The organism is Mesorhizobium sp. Root102 (genome assembly GCF_001425625.1).
GTDB lineage: Bacteria > Pseudomonadota > Alphaproteobacteria > Rhizobiales > Rhizobiaceae > Mesorhizobium.
In genome coordinates, this window is record NZ_LMCP01000047.1 from 87,302 (window position 1) to 109,666 (window position 22,365).

A 22,365-nucleotide genomic window follows, 5' to 3' on the forward strand; every position below is an offset into this window, starting at 1 on the left:
ACAAAATCACGCAAGATTCTTGCGCGTGGCCCCTGACTTCTCGAGAGCCCTCATGCCGCTCAAGGCCGACCTCGACGCTATCGACTGGAAGATTCTGCGCGAACTGCAGGGCGACGGCCGCATGACCAATGTCGAACTGTCGAACCGCGTCGGCATTTCGGCGCCGCCATGCCTGCGCCGCGTCAAGCGGCTGGAGGAAGCCGGCATCATCCGCGGCTACCGCGCTTTGCTCAATGCACCGGCGCTCGGCCTCGATGTCGTCGCCTTCTGCCTGATCGGCCTGCATCACCAGGCCGACGCCGAGCTGCGCACCTTTGCCGAACGCACCCGCGGCTGGCCGATCGTGCGCGACGCCTGGATGGTGTCGGGCGAATCCGATTTCCTGCTGCATTGCGTGGCGAGCGACCTCGGCGCCTTCCAGACCTTCGTCATCGAGGAGCTGACCTCGACCCCGAATGTCGACACGGTGCGCACCGCGCTCACCATCCGCCGGGTCAAGGATGAAGGGCTGGTCTCGTTCGCACAGCCTTTAGCCGGTTGAACGTCAGCGCCGCGTCGGACCTGGCGGACGCGGGTTGCGGACTTCGCCATATCAGGGCCGCTTTGGCATTCGATAGGCTGTCGTGTAGAAGCCGGATCGTTGTGCCGTGACCCGTCGTGTTGGTTTCCTAAAGCAATTCCGAAAAAAGTGTGTAACGGTTTTCCTGGGAAAAGCGCATAGCGCTTTCCCTTGGGGATTGCGCAAAAACAGATGGGGCGAAGCAGCGCAATTCCGAGAACAGTGTGCCTTGGGGTGGGACCATGACTCGATTTGCTAGCCCGGTTTCGGCGCTGGTCATCTGCATGAACGAAGCCGACATGATCGGCCAGTGCCTGGAAAGCGTCGACTTCTGCGCCGAGATCATCGTCGTCGATTCAGGCTCGACGGACAGCACCCTGGACGTCGTCCAGGAGTTCATCGCCAAGGGCTACCCGATAAGGCTGTTTCACAACGACTGGCCGGGTTTTCCCCGTCAGCGGCAATTCGCCCTCGATCAGGCCACGCAGCCATGGTGCCTTTCAATTGAAGCCGATGAGGCCATCGACGATCTGCTCAGGCAGTCGATCATGGACGTGACGCAGTCTCGCAATGTCGGCTTCGACGGATGGTACATAAGGCGCCGCGACAAACTGAAAGGCTATGGCTATGCGCACCGCTGGGTGCTGCACAACAGGCTGCTGCGCCTTTTCCGCCGGGACAAGGCCACCATGGACCTCAACTTGCGGGTCCATGAATCGTTCGAGGTGCCGGGCGAAACCGGCACGATTGAAAACGGCGTGCTGCTGCACCGTCGCGAAATGACCATCGCGGAGGACCTGGCCAGGGCCAACACCTACTCCAGCCTCAAGGTTGCCACCCTGGTCGAGAGGGGCAAGAAGCCTGGCCTGGTAAAACTGGTGCTGTCGCCGCTCGGCAACTTCCTGAAATTCTACCTGGCCAAGCGCTACTTCCTGTGTGGCCGGCACGGCTTCGTCTATTCGATGATGGTGATGGTGTATTCGTTCGCCACCGAGGCCAAGCTTTATGAAGCCTCGCGAGACATCGATCCGGTGTGAGCCGTCACTGCTCGCCCGACACGGCGCCAAGTGCCGCTATTGCTGCGAGCAGACCTTCGAAATCCTCGCGCTCGCGCCAGGGCCTGACCGTGAAGCCCGATTGAACAGCCGCTTGCCCGTCGACCAGCCAGCCCAGCGAGAGGCCGGCACGCTGTCCCGCCTCCATGTCGGCCTTCTTGTCACCAACGATCAGCGAACGCTGCAGATCGAGCCCGAGGCGCTTGGCCGCCTCCAGCAGCATACCCGGATTGGGCTTGCGCATCGGATGATCGGCAACCGCAAGCGCGCCGGAGCCCGCTTCGTGATAGGCGCAGGCGACGACCATATCCACGAACGCATTGTCGGCGCGCAACAGGTCGAGCACGCGGCCGTTGACCGCGGCGAAATCGCCCCAGCCGCAATAGCCGCGCGCGATGCCCGACTGGTTGGTGACGATGATGACGGGAAGGCCGGCGCGGTTGGCGGCAGTGATCGCCGCGGCGATATCCGCGCACAGCACCATTTCGGCTGGATCGTCGGGATAACCGGTATCGACGTTGATAGTGCCGTCGCGGTCGAGGAACAGCGCCGGCGCGCCGGGGGGAAACACCGTCGAGCCTATTCGTTCGACCCATAGGCCGGGCTCCGCCAGCGGATAGGGACCGGACGTCGTGGAATCAGCCATTGCTGAGACGCGCTTCGACCACCTCGCACAGATAATGATAGAGGCACAGATGCCCCTGCTGGATGATCGGCGTTGAGGTCGACGGCACATTGAGCAGGACGTCGGACAGCGGCTTCAGCTTGCCGCCGGTGTCGCCGGTCAGGCTGATCACCGTCATGTCCATCATCCGCGCCTGTTCGGCGGCGGCGAGAATGCTCGGCGAATTGCCGCTGGTCGAGATTGCCAGAAGCACGCCGCCGGCCGCGCCATGCGCCTCGACCTGGCGCGAAAACACCGTATCGAAGCCATAATCATTGCCCCAGGCGGTCAGCACGGCGGCGTTAGCCGGCAGCGCGATGACGTTGTAGGCCTTGCGCTCCTTGAGGAAGCGGCCGACCAGTTCGCCGGCAATATGGATGGCGTCGCTGGCCGAGCCGCCATTGCCAGCGATCAGCAAGGCTTTCCCCGACGAAAGCGCCGTCACGACAGCGCTCGCCGCTAGCTCCATCTCGCTGGTGAGGTCGCGCTCGACCATGGCTGATATGGCAGCCGCCGAGCGGACCAGGTAATCGTTCAAGTCGGACATGAAACCCTCAGTTTGTGGTGCCGCCAGCGCGCAATTTGCCAATGGTGTTGGTGGTGCTCTTGCCGGCGACGAGATCGACCAGCACGACGCGCCCGCCGGCCTTCTGCACCACATCGGCGCCGACCACGGTGTCGACCGTGTAGTCGGCCCCCTTGACCAGTATGTCGGGCAGCAGAGCTTCGATCAGCGCCAGCGGCGTGTCCTCTTCGAACACCACGACCGCATCGACCGAGGCGAGCGCCGCGAGCACGCAGGCGCGGTCGTGCTGGTCGTTGACCGGACGGCCAACGCCCTTGAGGCGCCGCACAGAGGCATCGCTGTTGAGGCCGAGCACCAGCCGGTCGCACTGGCTGCGCGCCGCGTGCAAGAGGCTGACATGGCCGGCATGCAGGATGTCGAAACAGCCATTGGTGAAGCCGACGCTCAAGCCTTCTTCCTTCCACGCCGCGACCATGCGTGCGGCCGATGTGGCATCGAGGATGGCATCCTTGTGGGCGGTCGGTCCGTGTGAGCGGAACAGTGCGCCGGTGAGTTCCTCGACTGTCAGCCGCGCGGTGCCGCGCTTGCCCACCACGACGCCGCCGGCGGCATTGGCGATCGAGGCCGCCATGACGGTATCAGCGCCTACGGCCAGTGCCAGCGCGAAGCTGGCGATGACCGTGTCGCCGGCGCCCGAAACGTCGAACACTTCGCGCGCCTGGGTGGCGATGTGGCGTGCCTCGGTCGGGCCGACCACGCTCATGCCCTTTTCGCTGCGCGTCGCGACGACGAAGTCGAAGCCGTGTGCAGAAATCAACTGGCGCGCCGCAGCCACGATCTCGTCATCGGCGAACACCGGGTGGCCTACGGCCTCGCCGAGTTCCTTGCGGTTGGGGGTGATGGCGGTCGCCCTGGCATAGCGCGCATAGTCGCGGCCCTTCGGGTCGACCAGAACCGGTTTTCCCGCCTCGCGGCAGATGGCGATCAGATCAGCAGCGACGCCGTCGAGCAGGATGCCCTTGCCGTAATCGGACAGGATGACGATGTCGGCGCGTGGCAGTGCATCGCGGAAATGCCGGATCAGGCCGGCGCGCTCCGCGGCACCCAGCGGCTTGATTTCCTCCTCGTCGAAGCGCAGCACCTGCTGGTTGAGCGCGCTGAAGCGGCTCTTCGACGAGGTCATGCGGCCGCGATCCTGTGTCAGGCCAGCCGTGTCGACGCCAAGCTCGCCGAGCATCCGCACCAGGCTGTCGCCCGCTACATCGGTGCCGATGACCGAGACGGGAACGGCGGTGGCCCCGAGTGAAACGATGTTGGCCACGACATTGCCGGCGCCGCCCATCGTCGAGGTCTCGCCGCGCCCGTGCAGCACCGGGATCGGCGCTTCCGGCGAGATCCGCTCGATGACGCCGTTGATGAAACGGTCGAGGATGAAGTCGCCGACCACCAGCACGGTGGCCTGGCCGAACCGCGCAATGGCGCGATGCAGGGGTACGGGGGAAGGCGGATTGTGCTTGATCATGTCATTGGCAACGCATGGAAAAGGCCGATTTCAATCTTGCTGGTCATCATCGTCAGACAGGCCGGATCGTTCATGGCCCAGATCGTTCATGGCGAAAGCCGATATACCGCAAATCCATGCAGTGCAACGGCAGGGCATGACCGCGAAGGCCGGCCGGTCAGCTCTTCTGCAAGGCGACATGGACCCCGAGCCCAACCAGCACCGCGCCGCCGGCCCGCTGCATCAGCCGCTGTGCGCGGCTCGAACGCCGCAAGCGGCCGATCACGGCACCCGCCAGGAACACGCAGACGACATCGGCCGAGGAGAACATCAGATTGACTGTTGTGCCCAGCACGACGAACTGCAGCCAGACCGGAAACGCCGCCGAGGCATCGATGAACTGCGGCAGGAACGCCATGAAGAAGATCGCCGTCTTCGGGTTGAGCACCTCGACGGTGATGCTCTCGAAAAAGGCGCGTCGCGCCGATTTCCGCTCGATCGCTGGCAGAGCCGCATCGCCGTCCACGCGCTTGCGGAACAGCGAGACGCCGAGCCAGATCAGATAGAGCGCGCCCACAAGCTTGACCGCCATGTAGAGCGTCGGCACGGCGTGAAACAGCACCGACAGGCCGGCGGCGGCGGCGAAAACATGCACATAGCCGCCCAGATGAATGCCCAGTGCCGCCGTCAGGCCGGACCAGCGGCCGCGCGCCATCGTCTGCGCGGCGGCGTAAAGCATCGCCGGGCCGGGAATGTAGGCGAAGATCGCCGTGGTGGCGAAAAACGCCAGCAGCAGTTCGGTCGACGGCATTTCTTTTCTTTGTCCCTCACGATCATGCCGGGCGGCACGAACCGACTGAAGCGGAAGCTTTGCGGCGCCACTGTGACATCCGCTCCGTTGCCTGCTTTATCGACAGCCCACCCTGCCTCCCTTATAAGGGCCGGAATCGGCAAGTGAAACGCGTATCAGGGCCAACAACATGATCATCGTCACGGGCGGCGCCGGCATGGTCGGCTCCAATATCGTCGCCGCGCTGAATGCCGAAGGCCATGACGATATCCTCGTCGTCGACGACCTCACAGACGGCCACAAGATCGCCAATCTCGCCGACTTGCAGGTCGCCGACTATCTCGACAAGGACGATTTCCTGCCTCGCATGGAGGCCGGCTCGCTCGGCCGCATCGAGGCCGTCTTCCACCAGGGCGCCTGCTCGACCACCACCGAGTGGAACGGCAAGTTCATGATGGAGGTGAATTACGGCTTCTCCAAGCGGCTGCTGCATGCAAGCCAGGCGCTGCGCGTGCCCTTCCTCTACGCCTCCTCGGCTTCCGTCTATGGCGGCGGCTCGGAGTTTCGCGAGGACCCGGCGCTCGAGCGGCCGCTCAACGTCTATGCCTATTCGAAGAAACTGTTCGACGACTATGTCAGGCGCATCGTCTTCGACACCGACCATTCGCAGGTCGCGGGCCTGCGCTACTTCAACGTCTATGGCCCGCGCGAAGCGCACAAGGGCGCCATGGCCTCGGTCGCCTTCCATCTGTTCAACCAGGTCGATCGGGGCGAAAACCCGAAACTGTTCGGCGCCTATGGCGGGTTCGGACCTGGCGAACAGAGCCGCGACTTCATCCATGTCGGCGATGTCGCCGACGTCAATCTGTGGCTGTGGAAACGGGGCTCAAGCGGCATCTTCAATTGCGGCACCGGCCGCGCCCAGCCCTTCCGCGCCATCGCAGAAACGGTGATCGACACGCTAGGCAAGGGCGAGATCGAGTTCATCGAATTCCCCGACCACCTCAAGGGCAGCTACCAGAGCTTTACGCAAGCTGATATGTCCCGTTTGCGCGCGGCCGGTTACAATGGCCAATTCCGGACAGTGGAAACCGGTGTCAGAGACTATGTCGAATGGCTGAAAGCCCAACGATCCTCGTGATCGGCCCACGCTGGGTGGGCGACATGGTGATGGCGCAGTGCCTGTTCTCGGCGCTGAAGGAGTTGCATCCCAACGCAGCCATCGATGTGCTGGCGCCGGCCTGGGCCGCCCCGCTGGTCAAGCGCATGCCCGAAATCCGCCAGCAGATCGACTTTCCGCTCAAACCCGGCGCGCTCGAATTCACCCATCGCCGCCGCTTCGGCCGCCTGCTGCGCGGCCGCTACGACATGGCCTACATCCTGCCGGGCAGTTGGAAGTCGGCATTGATCCCGTTCTTTGCCCGCATTCCGCGCCGTGTCGGCAATCTGCGCGAGATGCGCTATGGCCTGTTGACCTATATCGTGCCGCTGCCCGACAGCGTCAAACGACGCACCGCGCAGGCCTATTTCGGCCTCGCCCAGGGCGGCAGCTTCCGGGCGCCCCGGCTGAGCGTGGACACGAAGAACCAGGTCGCCCTGCTCGACCGCTTCGGGCTGGCGCCCCAGAAATTCGTGGCACTTATGCCTGGCGCCGAATTCGGCCCGGCCAAGCGCTGGCCGAGCGAAAGCTATGCCGGGCTTGCCCGCTATCTCATGGACAAAGGCTTGAAGGTCGCACTGTTCGGCTCAAAGAACGACCGCGACGTGACGGCGGAGATCGCAGCCCTTGCCCCTGGCGTTGTCGACCTCGCCGGGCAGACGCGGCTGGAGGACGCCATCGACCTGATATCAGCCGCGAGGCTGGCGGTGTCCAATGACAGCGGGCTGATGCATGTCGCGGCGGGAGTCGGCACACCAATCGTTGCCGTCTATGGCTCGACCTCGCCCGAGAACACGCCGCCGCTGGCCGAGCATCGGGAACTGGTCTGGCTTGGCCTGTCGTGCTCGCCCTGCCATCAGAAGGTCTGCCCGCTCGGCCACCTCAACTGCCTGAAGACGCTTGAAGTCGGCCAGGTCGCGGCGGCAGCGGGCCGGCTGCTGGAAATTCCGGCCGCGGCATGAAGGTGCTGATCGTCAAGACATCGTCGATGGGCGATGTCATCCACACCTTTCCCGCCGTCGAGGACGCCCGCCGCCAGCGGCCGGACATAACCTTCGACTGGTGCGTCGAAGAGGCATTCGCGGGCATCGTCGCGCTGCACCCGGCGATCTACAGCATCCACACTGTGGCGATCCGGCGCTGGCGCAAGGCGCTGCTCGACGGCGGCACATGGCGCGAGGCGGCCGCCTTGCGCCGCACCTTGCGCGATTGCCGCTACGACCTTGTCATCGACGCGCAAGGCCTGCTGAAATCGGCCCTGGTGGCAAGACAGGCAGGCGCCCCCATTGCCGGCTTCGACCGCTCCAGCGCGCGCGAGCCCTCGGCGACGCTGTTCTACGACGTCACCTATGCCGTGCCCCGCGACCTGCACGCCATCGAGCGGACGCGGCGGCTGTTCGGCCTGGCGCTCGGCTATCAGCCCGACCTTTCGACGCTGGACTCCGGCATCGTGCCGCCTGCCGGCACTCTGGCCGGCATTTCCGGGAAAATCGCCTTCCTGCTGCACGGCACCAGCCGCGAAGACAAGAAATGGCCCGTCCATGACTGGATCGAAACCGCCCGCCTCATTGTGGATCGCGGCATGGCGCCGGTCACCACATGGTCGAACGAGCGGGAGAAGGCCGTGGCTGAAGCGATCGCGAAAGCCGTTCCTTCAACGATCGTGGTGCCGAAATCACCACTGGCCGAAGTTGCCGCATATATCGGCCGCTCGACGCTGGTCATCGGCGCCGACACCGGGCTGACCCACCTCGCCAGCGCCTTCGGTCTGCCGACGGTCGCGGTGTTCCTAGCGACCGAGCCAGGGTTGACCGGCCCGCGCGGCCCCTATGCGTCGACGCTTTTAGCCGTGCCTAGGGAGTATGTGACGCCGGCGAAGGTGGTGGCGGAAGCCGAAAAGCTATTGGCACTTAAGTTACAAGCGCCGGCATAGAACCTCTCCCGCTATCTTGCGAGATCACGCGCATTGGCTCGACTGGCCCGGCCGGTTAGACATCAATACTCAGTCGGCGTTGCTTTCGGGCACAGTCGACCATCAGTGCTTCGGGCTCGTTGGAAAGTCTTGGCTGCGTGGAACATCCCAAAAGTCTTTCGTATGGCGCAAAAAGGCGATATCAAGAAGCTGGACCCGCGGACTATTCGAGAGGCTATACCCAGCTGGAATAACTGGCCGGCCGAGTGGATCGCGCATGCGATTTGAGGGGAACGGAAAGCATATGGGAATTGTGACGCTGGATCATTTCGCCGGATGCGTGGGCAGTGCGTTCGACATTGACCTGGGCGAGAGTTCGATGGCGCTGACGCTGTCGGAGGCTCGCCCGCTGCCGGAAAGCGGCTTTCCCGGAGTACGGCGATCGCCCTTTTCCCTGATGTTTAGAAGCGGCTCGCCGGTCGTGCTGCCGCAAAAACTCTATAAGTTGAAGAATGCGAGCCTCGGCAGCCTGGAAATATTCCTTGTCCCCGTCGCCAGGGACAAGGCAGGGATCGTTTATCAGGCGATCTTCAATTGAGGACTGCGGCCTGTTGGATACGCCACGAGAACGGTCAGGCAGTCGACCACTGCATCCGAAGATGGGTGTCGCTGCTTTCGACTTCATGAAAATGAAGACGGCGATAAAGAGCCTGGGCGCGGATGTTGTGCCGCTCAACATGCAGGACCACGCCTGACACCGCGCAGGCTTGCGCCTGCCATTGAATGGCCTTCAGCATGGCAAGCCCTCTGCCGCGATTGCGCCATTCAGGTAGGAAACCGATATCGATGATATGCCAGCATGCGGCGTCACAGTCGATATAGAGGCGCCCGATCGGCTCGCCACGATGCTCGAGGATCAGGAAGTCGGCCCGCGGAAATCTCACTATGTAGTGACGATGCTGAAGGTTGAACTGCTGGTCGATAAAGGCATGCTTGAGTTCGGGCGGCCACGGCACCGGCGCCATTTCTTCCATGCGCAATGACCAGTAGAGCCGACGCAGAAAAGGAATGTCCTCAAGCGCGGCCTTGCGAGACGCGCCATGCGACAACTTCAATGGAGAGTTCTTGCCGGATGGAAATTCCGGCAATCGCTCTGTTTCGATCGACGCCATTACCCGAAGGACGGAAAGACACCCTGAAGAGAAATGCTGTAGTTCAGCGCCAGATATGGCTGCCGATTCTCGTGAGGCTGGTTGCCGCCGGCAAAGCCTATCATGCCGGGCGCAAATTGCGCGTTCGGTTGACCTGTGCTGGCGAAGGGGGTGCTTTGTCCCGGCGGAACAAGTGAATTGCCAGGGCTAGGCGAGGATGCGAGCTTGCCCGTATCCGTTTGATTGTAGAGTGTGAATTGATGATTGTGCGACGGCATCTCGGCCGTAGTCAGGGTCACGCCGTTTTCGCCGAACACCTCGCCAATAACGCGCGGCGTCAGCCCCGCGCCATTGCCCTGATTGCAGCCGGCCCGGTTGGTAAAATTGGGCAGTTGGAAGCCGGTCGTGCCGTTGCCCCCGTAGTTGACGCCAAGCAGCGCGAAAAGTGCGGTATTCTGCTGGATCGGGAGCGTCGCACCGTTACAGAATGCCCAATTGCGTGGGGGAAAGCTGAAGCCGAAAAGCTGTATCTCACCGATAAAGGGCTCACTCATTGGAATGTCCTTGCAATCTGGATGGCAGACCGGTTTCGTGAAACATGCTGAGTTCGTGGCTCAACTCTGCGACGGGAAAATTCCCGACCAGGCAATGCAAAACTGTACTGTCAGCGTGGGCATTGTGTTGTCATGGGGCGTGTTCCCGCCAACAGGCTGGGTCGAGGGTATGGCGGTGATGAAGCCGTTCGCACCACTGACGTCGGTTGCATACATGGTGTCGCCGACAAGTGCGCCAAGTTCGACTGTCGCACCGACCGATCTGGCATTGGCTGCCACTGTGGTCGCAACCATCGGATGATTGTGTTGCGGCATCTGCGTGGGGAGGAGTGTCACGGTTTCGGTCCCGCTTAGCTCGCCGATGACGTGCGACGACAGGCCGGGTCCAGTGCCCCAGTGCATAGGCACCCGCCCCGAAAGATTTGGCATCGCGAAGGTCGATTGCCCGTCGCCACCGTAAGTGGTGCCAATGAGCGTGTACAATACCTCATATTGGGCGATGGATTGCAGCGACCCGTCGCAAGCAAACCAGCCGTACGGCACACGCGAGAAACCGAACATGCGGATTTCTCCGACATAGGGAGTGCTCATCGATAGACCTCCGTACAGTGATTTTGTTGATGGTTCGCCGATTGAACTCAGTTGCGTGACGGAAATATACCGACAAGGGCTATGTTATAGTTGATGACTTGGTAGGGCTGCATGTTTGCATGCGGCTGATTGCCGCCAACGGTCGTGACGGTCGGGCTGGCCAATGGCACCTGAGCACCGTTCGCCAGCGCGTAGATGGCGTTTGCATTGGTGCCGTACAGCGTATTGGCGGGATTTCGTTGTGCGCCGTTGGCTGTGGTCCCCTGACCGACGTGGCTATGGTTCGGCAATTGCTGAGAGAGCAAGCTGACGTTCTCGATGCCGCCAGTCTCTCCCCAATTGTAAGGCGAGGGCTGCCAGGCGGGATCCGCCGACGGTCCAAAGCCAACCGGGGTGCTGCCTTGCACGTTCGGCAAGGCGAATGTCACTTGGCCGTCACCGCCGTAGGTCGTACCGAGCAGCGAGAACAAGGCCTGATTCTGAACAATTGGCAAGATCTGGCCGTTGCTCAAGGCGAAGCCTTTCGGCGCAAAGCCGAATCCGGTGAGCATGATCTGCCCGAGGAAAAATTCGGCCATATTAATTCCCCCTAATATTAACGACGCGCCATATGATGCAACATCGCTCATAAACCATGTGTTTTGCAAGTCTGTTGCTCGCACAAAAGATAGACACGAACAAATCCGTATGTTTTACTTGGATACGGAATCCCGCCAAAGTAGAGCGGTCTGGGATTATGCGACGGCTCATCATATCGGGTCTTTTTTCAGGCCGTATTGATGCGGCTAGATAATTTTGCCGCATGGGGGCATGCATTGAATCGGAATTTGAAGTATCGGGCTGGGCTTTCCCATGCGCCTTCCGACAGGTTTCTGTTGTGGATATGGGTGCTTGTGCTTATTGGCCTGGGGGTACTGTTGCCATCACGGGCCGAGGCCCAGACGTCAGATACATGCCCCACTCCCATTCCGATAACCGTACCGTCTGGCGGGAGCTACGTCCTTGACGCGAGTTCATGCAGCCATGGCTTCGGACTAAATCCGCAAGACCAGGTGGTGCAGCCGCAGCATGGCAATGTCACGCTCAATCCGTTCACCGCGCAAGTTACCTACGCCAACAATGGCGACTCCAGCACCACGGACACCTTCACTTTCGAAGATGACAACGGCGGCACTGTCACCGTCAATGTGACGATCACCCCATCGGCTTCGCCGATCACCGTAGCCCCCGGAATCTTGCCGGACCCCGTTGCGGGTGCTGCCTATAGTCAGACCATCACTTCCTCCGGCGGTGTTGCGCCCTACACCTATTCAGTGGGCGGTGGTTCCTTGCCGCCAGGGTTGAGCCTTTCGTCAACCGGCACCATCTCCGGCACACCGACAGGCTCGGGCGCCTACAGCTTTACAGTGCATGTATCGGATTCGACCACGCCGACTGCGCTGACCACCGACAAGGGCTATAGCGTTACCGTTGCCGGCCCCAATCTGGTCCTTTCGCCGACCACGCCGGTCGGCGGCGCCGTGGGTATTGCGTACACTCAGCAGTTCAGCACAAGCGGGGGAACCTCGCCCTACACATACAGTCTCGAAACGGGCAGTCTGCCACCTGGATTGACGCTGTCCTCCAGTGGCCTGCTCTCCGGCACGCCGACAACCCAAGGCAGTTATACGTTCGAGATCAAAACCCAGGACAGCACAACAATCGTGACAGGCGGCGACTGGTGGATTGTTCAGAGTGTAACCGTCGTCATCGCTGCGGCCCCGACCGTCGTCGTTGCCCCAGCCAGCCTTCCTGGTGGCGCGACTGTCGGTTCCGCCTACAGCACGACCATCACCGCCAGCGGCGCAGTATCCCCCTATACTTTTACCATCAGCGCGGGTGCGCTTCCCGCCGGGATGACGCTGTCGACGGCGGGTGTGCTTTCCGGCACGCCGACCGCCGGCGGAACGTTCAATTTCACGGTCGAGGCCACCGACAGTAGCGCGACGCCCCAAAGCGGCACCCTCACCTATGCCCTGACGGTTGCCGCGCCGACCATCACTTTACCTGCGACGGCACTTGGAAACGGTACCGTGGGCACGGCTTATTCGGACGCGCTCAATGCCGCGACCGGCGGCACCGCGCCCTACACGTATGCACTCACTGCCGGAGCCCTTCCGCCGGGCGTATCGCTGTCCGCCGCGGGTGCGTTGTCGGGAACGCCGACCGCGGAGGGAACTTACAACTTCTCTGTCACCGCGACCGACAGCAGCACGGGGACCGGCCCCTATTCGAGTGCACCCCGCGCCTACAGCATAACCGTCCTCGACATTCCGCCGGTCGCCAACGCGGTGTCGGCCACGGTCGCCTACAACAGCAGCGCCAATTCGATCACGCTCAACATCACAGCCGGCACGCCGACATCGGTCGCGGTCGCCACTCCGGCTGCCCACGGCACGGCAGTAGCCAGCGGCACATCGATAACCTACACACCCACTGCCGGCTTTGCCGGTCCAGACTCGTTCACCTACACAGCAACGAATACGGCCGGAACGTCCGCACCGGCGACCGTCACCATCACGGTCAGCAATCCGACGATCGTGGTCGCGGCATCCGGGGCTTTGACCGCGCAAGTCGGCGTTGCCTACACACAGACCTTCACCGCATCCGGTGGTGCGGCGCCATACACGCTGTCGGTGAGCGGCTTGCCGGCAGGCCTATCCCAGACAGGGACAACAGCCAACAGCGTGACTGTTTCCGGAACGCCGAGTGCGGCGGGCAGCTTCATCCTCAGTGTCACAGGATCCGACAGCAGCACCGGAAATGGCCCCTTCGCGATTTCACAGCCCTTCACGCTCGCCGTCGCTGCGCCAACGCTTGTCGTAGCGCCGGCGCCGGGATCTATTCCCGCCCCCTATGGTGCGCCGTTCAGCCAGCAGTTCTCTGCGTCGGGCGGCACAGGTCCGTACAGCTTCAGCATCACCGCCGGCGCCCTTCCCCCAGGCATCTCGTTCAATTCGGCTGGGCTGCTCTCCGGAACGGCCACGGCACCCGGCACCTACAACTTCACGCTCCAGGCACAAGACAGCAGCACCGGCACCGGAGCGCCTTTTACAGTCGCGGCGTCCTACGCATTGGTGGTCGGGCCGCCCACCGTCGTTGTCAGCCCTGCGACGCTGGCTAATGCCACGGCTGCTTCGCCCTACTCTGCCGCGGTCACAGCATCCGGAGGTGTCGCGCCCTATACGTTCTCGTTGACCTCCGGTGCGCTGCCGGTGGGTATGTCGTTCAATTCGGCGGGTACTTTCTCGGGCACGCCTACCCAATCCGGAACTTTTTCGCTCACGGTCCAGGCAAGCGATGCTAACGGCCAGACAGGGACCCATGTCTATAGCTTGACGGTCGACGTGCCGGCCCTGACCATATCGCCCACCAGCATCCCAGGCGGCACGGCCGGAATTGCCTACAGCCAGCCGCTCACGGCGAGCGGCGGCAACGGCCCCTATACCTATGCGCTCACCGCGGGCGGACTGCCGGCAGGCGTAACCATCGCGGGCGGCGCAATCGCTGGAACGCCGACTGTTGCCGGCACCTTCAACTTCACTGTGACGGCGACCGACAGCACGGCGGGCACGGCGGCCAGTGGGTCCCAGGCCTATACGCTGGTGGTTGCAGCGCCGACCATAGCGCTGGCACCAGCCAGCCTCCCTGCCGGTCAATATGACGTTGCTTACAGCCAGACACTCACAGCCAGCGGGGGCACCAGCCCTTACAGTTTTGCGGTGACGACAGGCGCGCTGCCGACCGGGATAACACTTTCTTCGACGGGAACGCTTTCGGGCACACCGAAGGTTGTCGGCTCGTTCAACATCACCGTCACGGCGACAGACAATCTTGGTTTCACCGGCACGGCAAACTATACGCTTGTGATCGGCAACAACCCGCCGGTTGCCAACCCGGAGACTGCCGAAACCCTTGAAGGGCAGTCCGTGACCATCCACGTCACGGACAACGATACCGGGACCATCACCTCTGTTGCGGTCGCCACCGCGCCAGCGCACGGCACCGCGACGGTCAGCGGCACCGACATCGTCTACACGCCGGCAGCGTCCTTCAACGGGTCGGATACGCTGCAGTACACGGCGACCGGACCAGGTGGAACCTCGGCGCCCGCCGCCGTCACGATCAACGTCAGGCCTGTGCCCGTCCCTGTCGCGCAGCACGTCACGACAGTGTCGGGCAAGGCAGTGGTGGTCGACCTGACCAAGGACGCTGTTGGCGGGCCGTTTACCACTGCAAGCCTTGTTTTGGTGCCTCCCCCTTCATCGGGAACGACGGTGCTGAACGGGTTCCAACTCACCTTCACCCCGACAGCGACATACCAGGGCACGGCCACGGTGACCTTCACCTTGAGCAATGCTTATGCAACGTCGGCGGTGACGGCGATCACCATCGAGGTCGTGGAGCGCCCCGATCCGACGCTCGACAGCGAGGTCATGGGCATCCTCAACGCCGAGACCGCCGCGACACGTCGTTTTGCCACTTCGCAGATCGGCAATTTCCAGCAGCGTCTGGAAGGTCTTCATGACAGCGGCGATGGTCAGGAACCGGTCGACAGTCTGGCCTTTGTCCAAGGCATAGTGCTCTCGTTCGACAGCACCTGCGGTGACCAGGAGCGGGCGGCAAAGGGAGAATCTTGTGGGCGCAGTCAGGCGTCTGACCCCAACTGGCCCTTCAAATCGTCTCTCGACGACACCGCTACATCGGGCACGCCCGGAAGCTTCGGCTCCGGCAGCTTCGGCCACAGCAAGGTGACCGTATGGACCGGCGGTTCGATCAATATCGGCGAGCGTGACGGCGAAGATGGCTACAAGTTCGAGACCACCGGCCTCAGCGCCGGTATCGACTATCGCCTCAGCCGTGCTTTTGCGATCGGTCTTGGCATGGGTTACGGCCGCGATGTCAGCGACATCGGTGACAACGGCAGCCGCAGCAAGGGTGAGGCCTACACGGCGGGCCTCTATGCCAGCTATCATCCCGGCCAGGACTACTTCATCGACGGTCTGGTCGGATATCAGTGGCTTTCATTCGATTCGCAGCGCTATCTGACATCCGGTGGCGGCTTTGCCACCGGCGAACGGGACGGTGGCCAGTGGTTCGCCTCGGTTTCAGCCGGCAAGAAGTTCGAGATCGAACAGTGGCAGATTTCGCCTTATGCCCGTCTCGACGTGGCACGTGCGACCCTGGACGAATTCACCGAAAATGGCGATCCGTCATCGGCCCTGCACTATGGCGAGCAGGACATCAGCACCACCACGGGCAATCTCGGCATGACGCTCAACTACAAGGTCCCGGTCAGCTTCGGGGTGGTTTCGCCGCAATTGAGGCTGGAGTACCAGCACGACTTCCAGGGCGACAGCGCGATCACGATGAACTATGCGGACATGTTCGGCGGACCTTTCTATCACACCACCATCGATGGGATGGGAAAGGACCGCTTCATGCTCGGCCTCGGTGTCAATGTGCAGACGGTCCAGGACTTTGCCGTGCGGCTGGAATATCGCGGCCTGTTCGGCAGCGATGGCAACACCGACAATGGTTTCCTGGTCAATCTGGGCAAGAAGTTCTGACCCCAGGCTGGTATGGGACAGAGTGGTTCGGCGTTTCTGTGAGACGATGAACCGTGCTGCAACGGCAGCAGAGCAATTCCAGGAAAGTGTGCAACGGTTTTCTCGGGAAAAGCGCTTTGCGCTTTCCCCTGGGAATTATCTCAAACTAAGGAGTTAGAGCGGTTCGCCGTTTCCGTAAAACGGTGACCTTGTCTAAATGAACTGCACCTGGACGATCTCATACCCCCTGGCACCGCCAGGCGCATTGACCTCGATGGCGTCGCCGACTTCCTTGCCGATGAGCGCGCGGGCGATCGGCGAGGAGATCGAGATGCGGCCGGACTTCACGTCCGCTTCCTGGTCGCCGACGATCCGGTAGGTCTTCTTTTCCTCAGTGTCCTCGTCGACCAGCACCACGGTGGCGCCGAACTTGATCTTGTCGCCGCTAAGTTTGCTGACGTCGATCACCTCGGCGCGCGCGATATAATCTTCAAGCTCGTTGACGCGACCCTCATTGAGGCTCTGCGCCTCTTTGGCGGCATGATATTCGGCATTTTCGGACAGGTCGCCATGCGAGCGCGCCTCGGAGATGGCCTCGATGATGCGCGGCCGCTCTTCCTGCTGGCGCCAGCGCAGCTCTTCCTTCAATGACGCGAACCCCTCGCCTGTCATCGGGACCTTGTTCATGATGCCTGACCTTTCCTGCTGCCACCCCCGCGTTTCGGGGAAAGCCTTGTCGATGGGTACAAAAAGAAAACGGTCCGGCAGCCTCGGGCTAACGGAACCGTTTCACCGCAATTTCCCTGAATATAGCAATCTTCGCGGGTTTTTCACGTCCAAAAATCGGTTTTGCAAAAATCATCCCCGCTTTCATCAGTCGGGAGCGGCTAATAAGTCCGAGGCGTAACAAAAAAGCGGCCGCGATCGCTCGCGGCCGCTTCGAACAGCCCTGGGGGCCTTTCAACTTCTCATGAAATGGTCGATCTGCTCGGACAGCATGCCGTATTCACGCGAACCCTTGCCGGTCCGCTTCTCAATCTCCATCAACTGCTGCTGGGCGCCGGCCAGATCGCCAATCTGCAGATGCGCTTCGCCGAGATATTCGCGCACCAGCGTGTAATTGGGGTCGATACGCAGCGCTTCCTCGTAGTAGCCGAGGCCGACGGTGACGCGGCCGGAATGGCGGTGCGAATAGCCGAGATAGTTGAGGATGCGCGGATCCTGCTTGTTGGCGGCCAGGCTGAGCACGGCAATCGCCTCGTCATAACGCCCGGCCATCGCCAGCGCATGGCCTGCATCATAGATGCTGTCGTCGTCGAGCATGCCTTCCTGGGGCGCGACGCACTTTTTCTTCTTCTTGTCCCAGACTTCGCCCTTCTTGCACTGGGTGACGGTCTGATCGCTGCCACCGCTACTGCCGGCGGCGAACGTCGGAACGGCGAAGAACTGGAGAGCGACCAGCGCGGTTGCAGCCTGGATCAGCATTCTTTTATGCATCGAAGCCTCCTTGAGGGGTGAGAATGCAACACTAACGCCAGACGGTTCGCGTTTCATCCCGGAAAAATGCGAGCGGGAGAACATCAGGTGACGGACGCCGCAAATTCGCTATCATCCGGCAAACGACCTGACGGAGACGGCCCGTGCAGCGGTGGCTTGAAAAGGACTGGGACCTTTCGATCGGCCCCGACACCGTGCGTCTGTTCATCCTCAAGGCCAAGGCGCTGAGTGCCGCCGTCAATGAAGACTATGCCGATGGCGCCGAGCACGAGGTCGAGCTCGACGGCGAGTCCCATGTCAACCATCACCATGACGGCCTTGCCGAGGAAAGCTCCGAGAACCTTACCGAAGAAGAGCTGCGCGAGCTGATCAACGACCTCAATGTCGATGAAGCAGCCGAACTGATCGCGCTGGCCTGGGTCGGTCGCGGCGACTACGACGCCACCGAATGGGCGGACGCGCTTGCCGCGGCGCGCGAACGCGCCAACAAACGCACCGCAAAATACCTGCTTGGCATGCCGCTGCTCGCCGACTGGCTGGAGGAAGGGCTGGAAGCGATCGGCGCGTAACGACGCGGTTACCGTTCGTGATGCGACGCAGGCAACCTCCCTGCCTCGGCGCCGTTGAGGGCCATGGGGTCGATTGTCTTTTCCCGAACATGCAGGATCGCATTGCTCATGGCCGTCACGGCTTTGCTGGTGATGCCGGCCGAGGCCAGACATCGCCATCGGCATCACAAGCCGCTGACGCCGCGGGTGGAGCAGCCGCTGACGCCGCGGGTCGACCAGCCCCTGAAACCGCGGGGCGGGCAGCGCCTGAAACCGCGGCGCCACCGGCAGGTCACGCCGAACCGGACACAGCAGAAAACGCAGGCTCCGCTGCCCTCGCCTGCCGATGTTCCGGTGCCCGGGCCCGGTATTCCGGTGCCCGGACCCCCTATTCCGGTGCCCGAGCCACGCCCGGCGGAGGCTCCGAAGGCCGACGCTGCAAAGACCGAGGAAAAGACGGAAGGTCCGAAGACCGCCGGAGCGCCCGACCGGTTCAATGAAGAAAAATCCCATCCAAAAAGTCAGGTGCGCCCTGAACCCTCTGCCCCGGAGCCGCCAACCGTCGCGCCAACGCCGACACAAAAGCCTGACATCGCGGAGCCCGAGGCTCAAGCGCCGGCAGTCGCCCCACAGCCGCTGCAAAAGCCGGCGGACGCAGGCGACAAGAAGATGCTGCCCGACCCGCGCTCGGCCGATCTGCCCGACGGCAAGATGCCCGCTGAGGAAGTCGCTTGCCGCGAGCGGCTGAAGGCGCTCGGCGTCGAATTCGAGGAGCACAAGGCGGAAAGCAATCCCGAAATCGGCTGCTCGATCCCTTACCCGATCGTGATCAAGACAATCGGCAAGTCGATCGCCATCGCGCCGGGCACCGAACTCAATTGCCCGATGGCCGAGGTGGCCGCGCGTTTTGCGGCAGATGTCATCCAGCCGGCCGCGAAAGCCGATTTCGGCGCCGATTTGAAATCGATCAGCCAGGCATCGGCCTTTGTCTGCCGGCCACGCAATGGCACACGAAAACTGTCGGAACATGCCTTCGGCAACGCCCTCGATATCGCCGGCTTCACGCTGTCGGACGGCAAGAAGATCGAGATCGGCCCGGCGCCGCCCGAGCAGGACGCCAAATTCCTCAACGCCGTGCGCAAGGCCGCGTGCGGACCCTTCAAGACCGTGCTCGGCCCTGGGGCCGATGCCGATCATTCCTTGCATTTCCATCTCGATCTCGAACCGCGCCGGCACGGGGGGACGTTCTGCCAGTAAGCATGGCTGGTCAGACCGCGTGCCGCAATTCGGCCGCAGGCATGAACGCGGGCGCTGCGTTTTCCTTTACCCTTGATCGTTAAAATGCCGGAGATCTGGGAACAGGGATTCCGCTCATGGCCGGAACATTTCGCGCCGCGCTTGCCGCAGTGCGGCAATCGAGACGCATGCGCTCGGCAGTCGGCGGGCTGGCCGCCGGCCTTGCCCTCGTGGCGCTTTCCGCCTGCAACACCGGCAGTGTGCTGTCGCTTGAACCGGCCGTCGACGTCGGATCCCAGACTGCCGCCGTGCCGCAATATGCCGGCATGCAGAAGCTTGTCCCCTCCAATCCCTATATGACGCAGGCCGCTTATCCGCGCATGGACGAGCCAATGTCGCCGGTCGAGCAGATGCCGGCCAGCGAAACCGACTGCCGCCAGCAATTGAAGCGCCTCGATGTTGCCTTCACCGACCTGGCGCCGATCCATGAAGGCCAGTGCGGCATCGATTATCCGGTCAAGGTCTCGGCCATCGGCAACATCCAGATGAAACCCGCCGCGACGCTGACCTGCGACATGGCCGCCACCTTTGCCGGTTGGACGAAGAATGAACTCGTACCCTCCGCCCGCTGGCGCTATTTCTCCGGCGTCAAGACCATCCACCAGGGCTCCAGCTATTCCTGCCGCAGGATTGCCGGCGAAGGTGTATTGTCCGAGCATGGCAAGGGCAATGCAGTCGACGTCATGAGCATCGAGCTCAACAATGGCGACGACATCGATGTGCGCAAGCCCGGCCTGTTCGCCTTCCGCACCCGCGGCTTCCTCAACAATGTGCGCGCCGACGGCTGCCAGTATTTCACCACCGTGCTCGGCCCCGGCTACAATTACGACCACCGCAACCATTTCCATTTCGACATCAAGAACCGCAGGAACGGTTATCGCGCCTGCCGCTAGAGCATGATCTCGAAAAGTGGATGCTGGCTTCAGAAACGATCAGGCAGGATCGGCGCCACCGGTGGAAGCGATGATTTGCCGTGCCACCAGATCCTGGATATGCCACAGATTCCGGTCGCGAATGCCGCTTTCCTCCAGTTTGCCGACAGTCCGGAACAGGTATTGCGCCGACGAACCCCAATGCCCAGCAGCCCGTGCCAGCGCGTCCGCAACCTGTTCCAGCGGCACCCTTCCAGCATAAGCCCTACCGTCTGGAGCAGCAACGAAGGCCAGGGCGCACAGTGGACCCTCCTTGGTCTTGACCTTGATCCAGCACGGCACGTTAGTTGGCGGATTCGCATCGACCTCGCGGCGCATCAACTGGCCGAGTTGCCCGAAATGGTCTTCGGCTGGCAGTCGATAAACGATGCCATTGCAGCTGCCGCCACGGTCGAGAGCCATCATCAGGGCCGGCAAATCGCGCGTTCCACGCCAGCGCGTCAGCTTCAGGCAGAATGAGCGGTGCCAACCTGGCGCCGTGGCCGGGCGCTGCTCGACATGGACGAATTCGGGATTCCAGATAAGCGAGCCGTAAGCGAAAACCCACAGCGTTTCGGGTCAGTATTCGGCAAGCACCTTTTCGACCAGATCATCGAACTCCGCGTCGGTATGCTCGCTGGTTCCAGGCTCTGGACCGGGATCCGGCTCGATACGATCGACCCTGGCGACAAGCTCGGCGGTCAACGCCATCGATCTGTGGCCTGCCGGCTTCCGTTTCATTCCTGCCCCCGCGCAAAAACGATGGCTGACGATAGACCGCCAGCGCGTGCTTGGCCATTGATTTCCAAGATACGTCAGGCAACAGATACCGCTGGGATCGAGCCTCCTTCATGAGCCAACGAAGCCTTCGACGACGCGTTGCGATCTGGGTGGCGGCCTTGCTGGCCGCCTATCTGGCGCTCGCCTATTTCGCGGCACCTGAATTCTGGACATTCCGCGATCGCGGCTTTCGCAAGCAGAGCTTCGAGATGGTGACGCACACGCCGCAAGGCATTCCGGGCGACCCCATCAATGTCGGTCTTGTCGGCACGCAGAAGGAGGTGGTCCATGCCTTCGCCGTCGCCGGCTGGGACACCGCCGACGCGGTGACCTTGAAGACCGCGATCGAAATTGGTGAAAGCGTGCTGTTCGACCACCCCTACCCCGATGCGCCGGTCAGCAGGCTGCTGTTCGACGGCCACGCCCAGGATCTCGCCTTCGAAAAGCCGGAGGGCTTCAGCGCCGATCGCCGGCATCATGTCCGCTTCTGGCAGACCGGTGCGACCGGCGATGACGGCCGGCCACTGTGGCTGGGCTCGGCCAGCTTCGACCGCGGCGTTGGCCTAAGCCACGACACCGGCGCCGTCACCCACCATATCGGCCCCGACATCGACGCCGAGCGCGACTTTCTGATGCGCGATCTGGCGACCGCCGGTGTGTTGATCTCGACCAGCAATATTGCCGGCGTCGGCGCCACCAGCACCGGACGCAATGGTGGCGGCGATCCATACTTCACCGATGGCGAGGCGATTGTCGGTATACTGAAACAGTAGGTCGCGCGAACCTTGCGAGCCGAGACAGTCCGGCGGTTTCAAAAGGGAGGTTCTGATGTTCGAAGCGGAAAGTGTGGTGAACAGCGACTGCAGGGCCTGGTTCGACCCGAAGCCTGAAGAGCGTCGCCGCCTGTTGTTCGCCTCATTCGAACCGGACGGCACGTACATCGATCCGACGGTGCAAATCTCCGGAGCCGAGGCTCTGCTCCATCATATCGATCAGGTCGTGAAAGCCCGTCCCGGCCTCTGGCTCGACCGGACGACCTTGTCGATATCCATCATGATTTCCTGCGTTTTGGCTGGGTAGCGAGAGGCGACAACGGATTTCGAGGCGCCGACAGCATGGACATGTGCCGCGTTTCCAAACGGGGGAAGCTGTCACTGGTCGTTGGCTTTTTCGGACCCTTCGCAGCAATGCCAAATCCCTGACGGTTCCCTTACCGCCGCGGATTCCCTGACCGAAGTGCCGGTCATTTCTCAAAAAACACGCCGGACTATTTTCGAAGACCG

At 62.3% G+C, this 22,365-nt stretch carries 24 protein-coding genes; 12 read left to right on the top strand and 12 right to left on the bottom strand.

The genetic code is table 11. The features are described 5' to 3' along the window. The first annotated feature begins 52 nt into the window (after positions 1–52). Positions 53–541 (top strand): Lrp/AsnC family transcriptional regulator, encoded by a 489-nt coding sequence (locus tag ASD12_RS30155; protein WP_056595428.1) that lies wholly within the window; start codon positions 53–55, stop codon positions 539–541. Between the two features lie 260 nt (positions 542–801). Beyond that, the gene (locus ASD12_RS30160; RefSeq protein WP_056595431.1) at positions 802–1,596 is read left to right on the top strand and encodes a glycosyltransferase family 2 protein; all 795 of its coding nucleotides are present in this window, start codon (positions 802–804) and stop codon (positions 1,594–1,596) included. 4 nt (positions 1,597–1,600) lie between these two features. Here the strand turns inward: ASD12_RS30160 and ASD12_RS30165 are convergent, their stop codons facing one another. The 4 genes from ASD12_RS30165 to ASD12_RS30180 all read right to left on the bottom strand — a co-directional run bounded on the left by ASD12_RS30165 (position 1,601) and on the right by ASD12_RS30180 (position 5,116). Further along, on the bottom strand, positions 1,601–2,260 hold the full coding sequence (locus ASD12_RS30165; RefSeq protein WP_056595433.1) for an HAD-IIIA family hydrolase: 660 nt from the start codon (positions 2,258–2,260) through the stop codon (positions 1,601–1,603). Beyond that, positions 2,253–2,825 carry an SIS domain-containing protein gene (locus ASD12_RS30170; protein ID WP_056595436.1) on the bottom strand — a complete coding sequence of 191 codons (573 nt, stop codon included), beginning with the start codon at positions 2,823–2,825 and terminating at the stop codon, positions 2,253–2,255. Before ASD12_RS30170 ends, ASD12_RS30165 begins: the two co-directional genes overlap by 8 nt. Positions 2,826–2,832: 7 nt before the next feature. Continuing rightward, positions 2,833–4,326 carry a D-glycero-beta-D-manno-heptose-7-phosphate kinase gene (rfaE1, locus tag ASD12_RS30175; protein ID WP_056595439.1) on the bottom strand — a complete coding sequence of 498 codons (1,494 nt, stop codon included), beginning with the start codon at positions 4,324–4,326 and terminating at the stop codon, positions 2,833–2,835. 157 nt (positions 4,327–4,483) lie between these two features. Then, positions 4,484–5,116, bottom strand: a complete 633-nt coding sequence (locus tag ASD12_RS30180) for a LysE family translocator (protein WP_056595442.1) — start codon at positions 5,114–5,116, stop codon at positions 4,484–4,486. A 169-nt stretch (positions 5,117–5,285) separates the two neighbouring features. Between ASD12_RS30180 and rfaD the strand changes: the two genes are divergently transcribed. The 4 genes from rfaD to ASD12_RS30200 all read left to right on the top strand — a co-directional run bounded on the left by rfaD (position 5,286) and on the right by ASD12_RS30200 (position 8,764). Beyond that, positions 5,286–6,236 (top strand): ADP-glyceromanno-heptose 6-epimerase, encoded by a 951-nt coding sequence (gene rfaD / locus ASD12_RS30185; RefSeq protein WP_056595445.1) that lies wholly within the window; start codon positions 5,286–5,288, stop codon positions 6,234–6,236. Next, on the top strand, positions 6,209–7,216 hold the full coding sequence (gene waaF, locus ASD12_RS30190; protein ID WP_056595450.1) for a lipopolysaccharide heptosyltransferase II: 1,008 nt from the start codon (positions 6,209–6,211) through the stop codon (positions 7,214–7,216). The genes rfaD and waaF overlap by 28 nt, the downstream gene beginning before the upstream one ends. Continuing rightward, the gene (gene waaC / locus ASD12_RS30195; RefSeq protein ID WP_056595453.1) at positions 7,213–8,187 is read left to right on the top strand and encodes a lipopolysaccharide heptosyltransferase I; all 975 of its coding nucleotides are present in this window, start codon (positions 7,213–7,215) and stop codon (positions 8,185–8,187) included. The genes waaF and waaC overlap by 4 nt, the downstream gene beginning before the upstream one ends. Positions 8,188–8,470: 283 nt before the next feature. After that, a complete protein-coding gene (locus tag ASD12_RS30200) occupies positions 8,471–8,764 on the top strand; it encodes a hypothetical protein (RefSeq protein WP_056595456.1) in 294 nt (97 codons plus the stop codon). A 34-nt stretch (positions 8,765–8,798) separates the two neighbouring features. Here ASD12_RS30200 and ASD12_RS30205 read toward each other — a convergent pair whose 3' ends face one another. From ASD12_RS30205 to ASD12_RS30220, 4 genes are read right to left on the bottom strand one after another with little or no spacing between them, the layout of a single operon-like run. Further along, the gene (locus tag ASD12_RS30205; protein WP_082525759.1) at positions 8,799–9,338 is read right to left on the bottom strand and encodes an N-acetyltransferase; all 540 of its coding nucleotides are present in this window, start codon (positions 9,336–9,338) and stop codon (positions 8,799–8,801) included. After that, positions 9,338–9,871 (bottom strand): tail fiber protein, encoded by a 534-nt coding sequence (locus ASD12_RS30210; RefSeq protein WP_056595461.1) that lies wholly within the window; start codon positions 9,869–9,871, stop codon positions 9,338–9,340. The genes ASD12_RS30205 and ASD12_RS30210 overlap by 1 nt, the downstream gene beginning before the upstream one ends. 60 nt (positions 9,872–9,931) lie before the next feature. Continuing rightward, complete coding sequence (locus ASD12_RS30215; protein WP_056595464.1) at positions 9,932–10,462, bottom strand: tail fiber protein; 531 nt, start codon at positions 10,460–10,462, stop codon at positions 9,932–9,934. 47 nt (positions 10,463–10,509) lie between these two features. Beyond that, on the bottom strand, positions 10,510–11,040 hold the full coding sequence (locus tag ASD12_RS30220; protein WP_056595467.1) for a tail fiber protein: 531 nt from the start codon (positions 11,038–11,040) through the stop codon (positions 10,510–10,512). Between the two features lie 477 nt (positions 11,041–11,517). Between ASD12_RS30220 and ASD12_RS30225 the strand changes: the two genes are divergently transcribed. Then, positions 11,518–16,071, top strand: coding sequence for a putative Ig domain-containing protein (locus tag ASD12_RS30225; protein WP_162252305.1), 4,554 nt, complete (start codon positions 11,518–11,520; stop codon positions 16,069–16,071). A 192-nt stretch (positions 16,072–16,263) separates the two neighbouring features. Here ASD12_RS30225 and greA read toward each other — a convergent pair whose 3' ends face one another. Both greA and ASD12_RS30235 read right to left on the bottom strand, forming a co-directional pair. Next, entirely contained in the window at positions 16,264–16,737 is a 474-nt protein-coding gene (greA, locus tag ASD12_RS30230) for a transcription elongation factor GreA (RefSeq protein ID WP_013530066.1), read from the bottom strand. Between the two features lie 273 nt (positions 16,738–17,010). After that, positions 17,011–17,547, bottom strand: coding sequence for a tetratricopeptide repeat protein (locus tag ASD12_RS30235; protein WP_056595476.1), 537 nt, complete (start codon positions 17,545–17,547; stop codon positions 17,011–17,013). Positions 17,548–17,690: 143 nt separating this feature from the next. On the opposite strand from ASD12_RS30235, the gene ASD12_RS30240 reads away from it, so the two are divergent. From ASD12_RS30240 to ASD12_RS30250, 3 genes are all read left to right on the top strand, one after another. Beyond that, complete coding sequence (locus tag ASD12_RS30240) at positions 17,691–18,116, top strand: DUF3775 domain-containing protein (protein ID WP_056595479.1); 426 nt, start codon at positions 17,691–17,693, stop codon at positions 18,114–18,116. A gap of 186 nt (positions 18,117–18,302) precedes the next feature. Then, a complete protein-coding gene (locus ASD12_RS30245) occupies positions 18,303–19,352 on the top strand; it encodes an extensin family protein (protein WP_056595976.1) in 1,050 nt (349 codons plus the stop codon). Positions 19,353–19,468: 116 nt separating this feature from the next. Beyond that, positions 19,469–20,284, top strand: a complete 816-nt coding sequence (locus ASD12_RS30250; protein ID WP_056595482.1) for an extensin family protein — start codon at positions 19,469–19,471, stop codon at positions 20,282–20,284. Positions 20,285–20,323: 39 nt separating this feature from the next. Here the strand turns inward: ASD12_RS30250 and ASD12_RS30255 are convergent, their stop codons facing one another. Both ASD12_RS30255 and ASD12_RS35915 read right to left on the bottom strand, forming a co-directional pair. After that, positions 20,324–20,872 (bottom strand): gamma-glutamylcyclotransferase, encoded by a 549-nt coding sequence (locus ASD12_RS30255; RefSeq protein WP_348271740.1) that lies wholly within the window; start codon positions 20,870–20,872, stop codon positions 20,324–20,326. Positions 20,873–20,881: 9 nt separating this feature from the next. Continuing rightward, entirely contained in the window at positions 20,882–21,043 is a 162-nt protein-coding gene (locus ASD12_RS35915) for a hypothetical protein (RefSeq protein WP_348271739.1), read from the bottom strand. A 110-nt stretch (positions 21,044–21,153) separates the two neighbouring features. Between ASD12_RS35915 and ASD12_RS30260 the strand changes: the two genes are divergently transcribed. Beyond that, complete coding sequence (locus ASD12_RS30260; RefSeq protein ID WP_056595485.1) at positions 21,154–21,855, top strand: LssY C-terminal domain-containing protein; 702 nt, start codon at positions 21,154–21,156, stop codon at positions 21,853–21,855. A gap of 55 nt (positions 21,856–21,910) precedes the next feature. Then, positions 21,911–22,162 carry a hypothetical protein gene (locus ASD12_RS30265; protein ID WP_056595488.1) on the top strand — a complete coding sequence of 84 codons (252 nt, stop codon included), beginning with the start codon at positions 21,911–21,913 and terminating at the stop codon, positions 22,160–22,162. Positions 22,163–22,365: the final 203 nt, after the last annotated feature.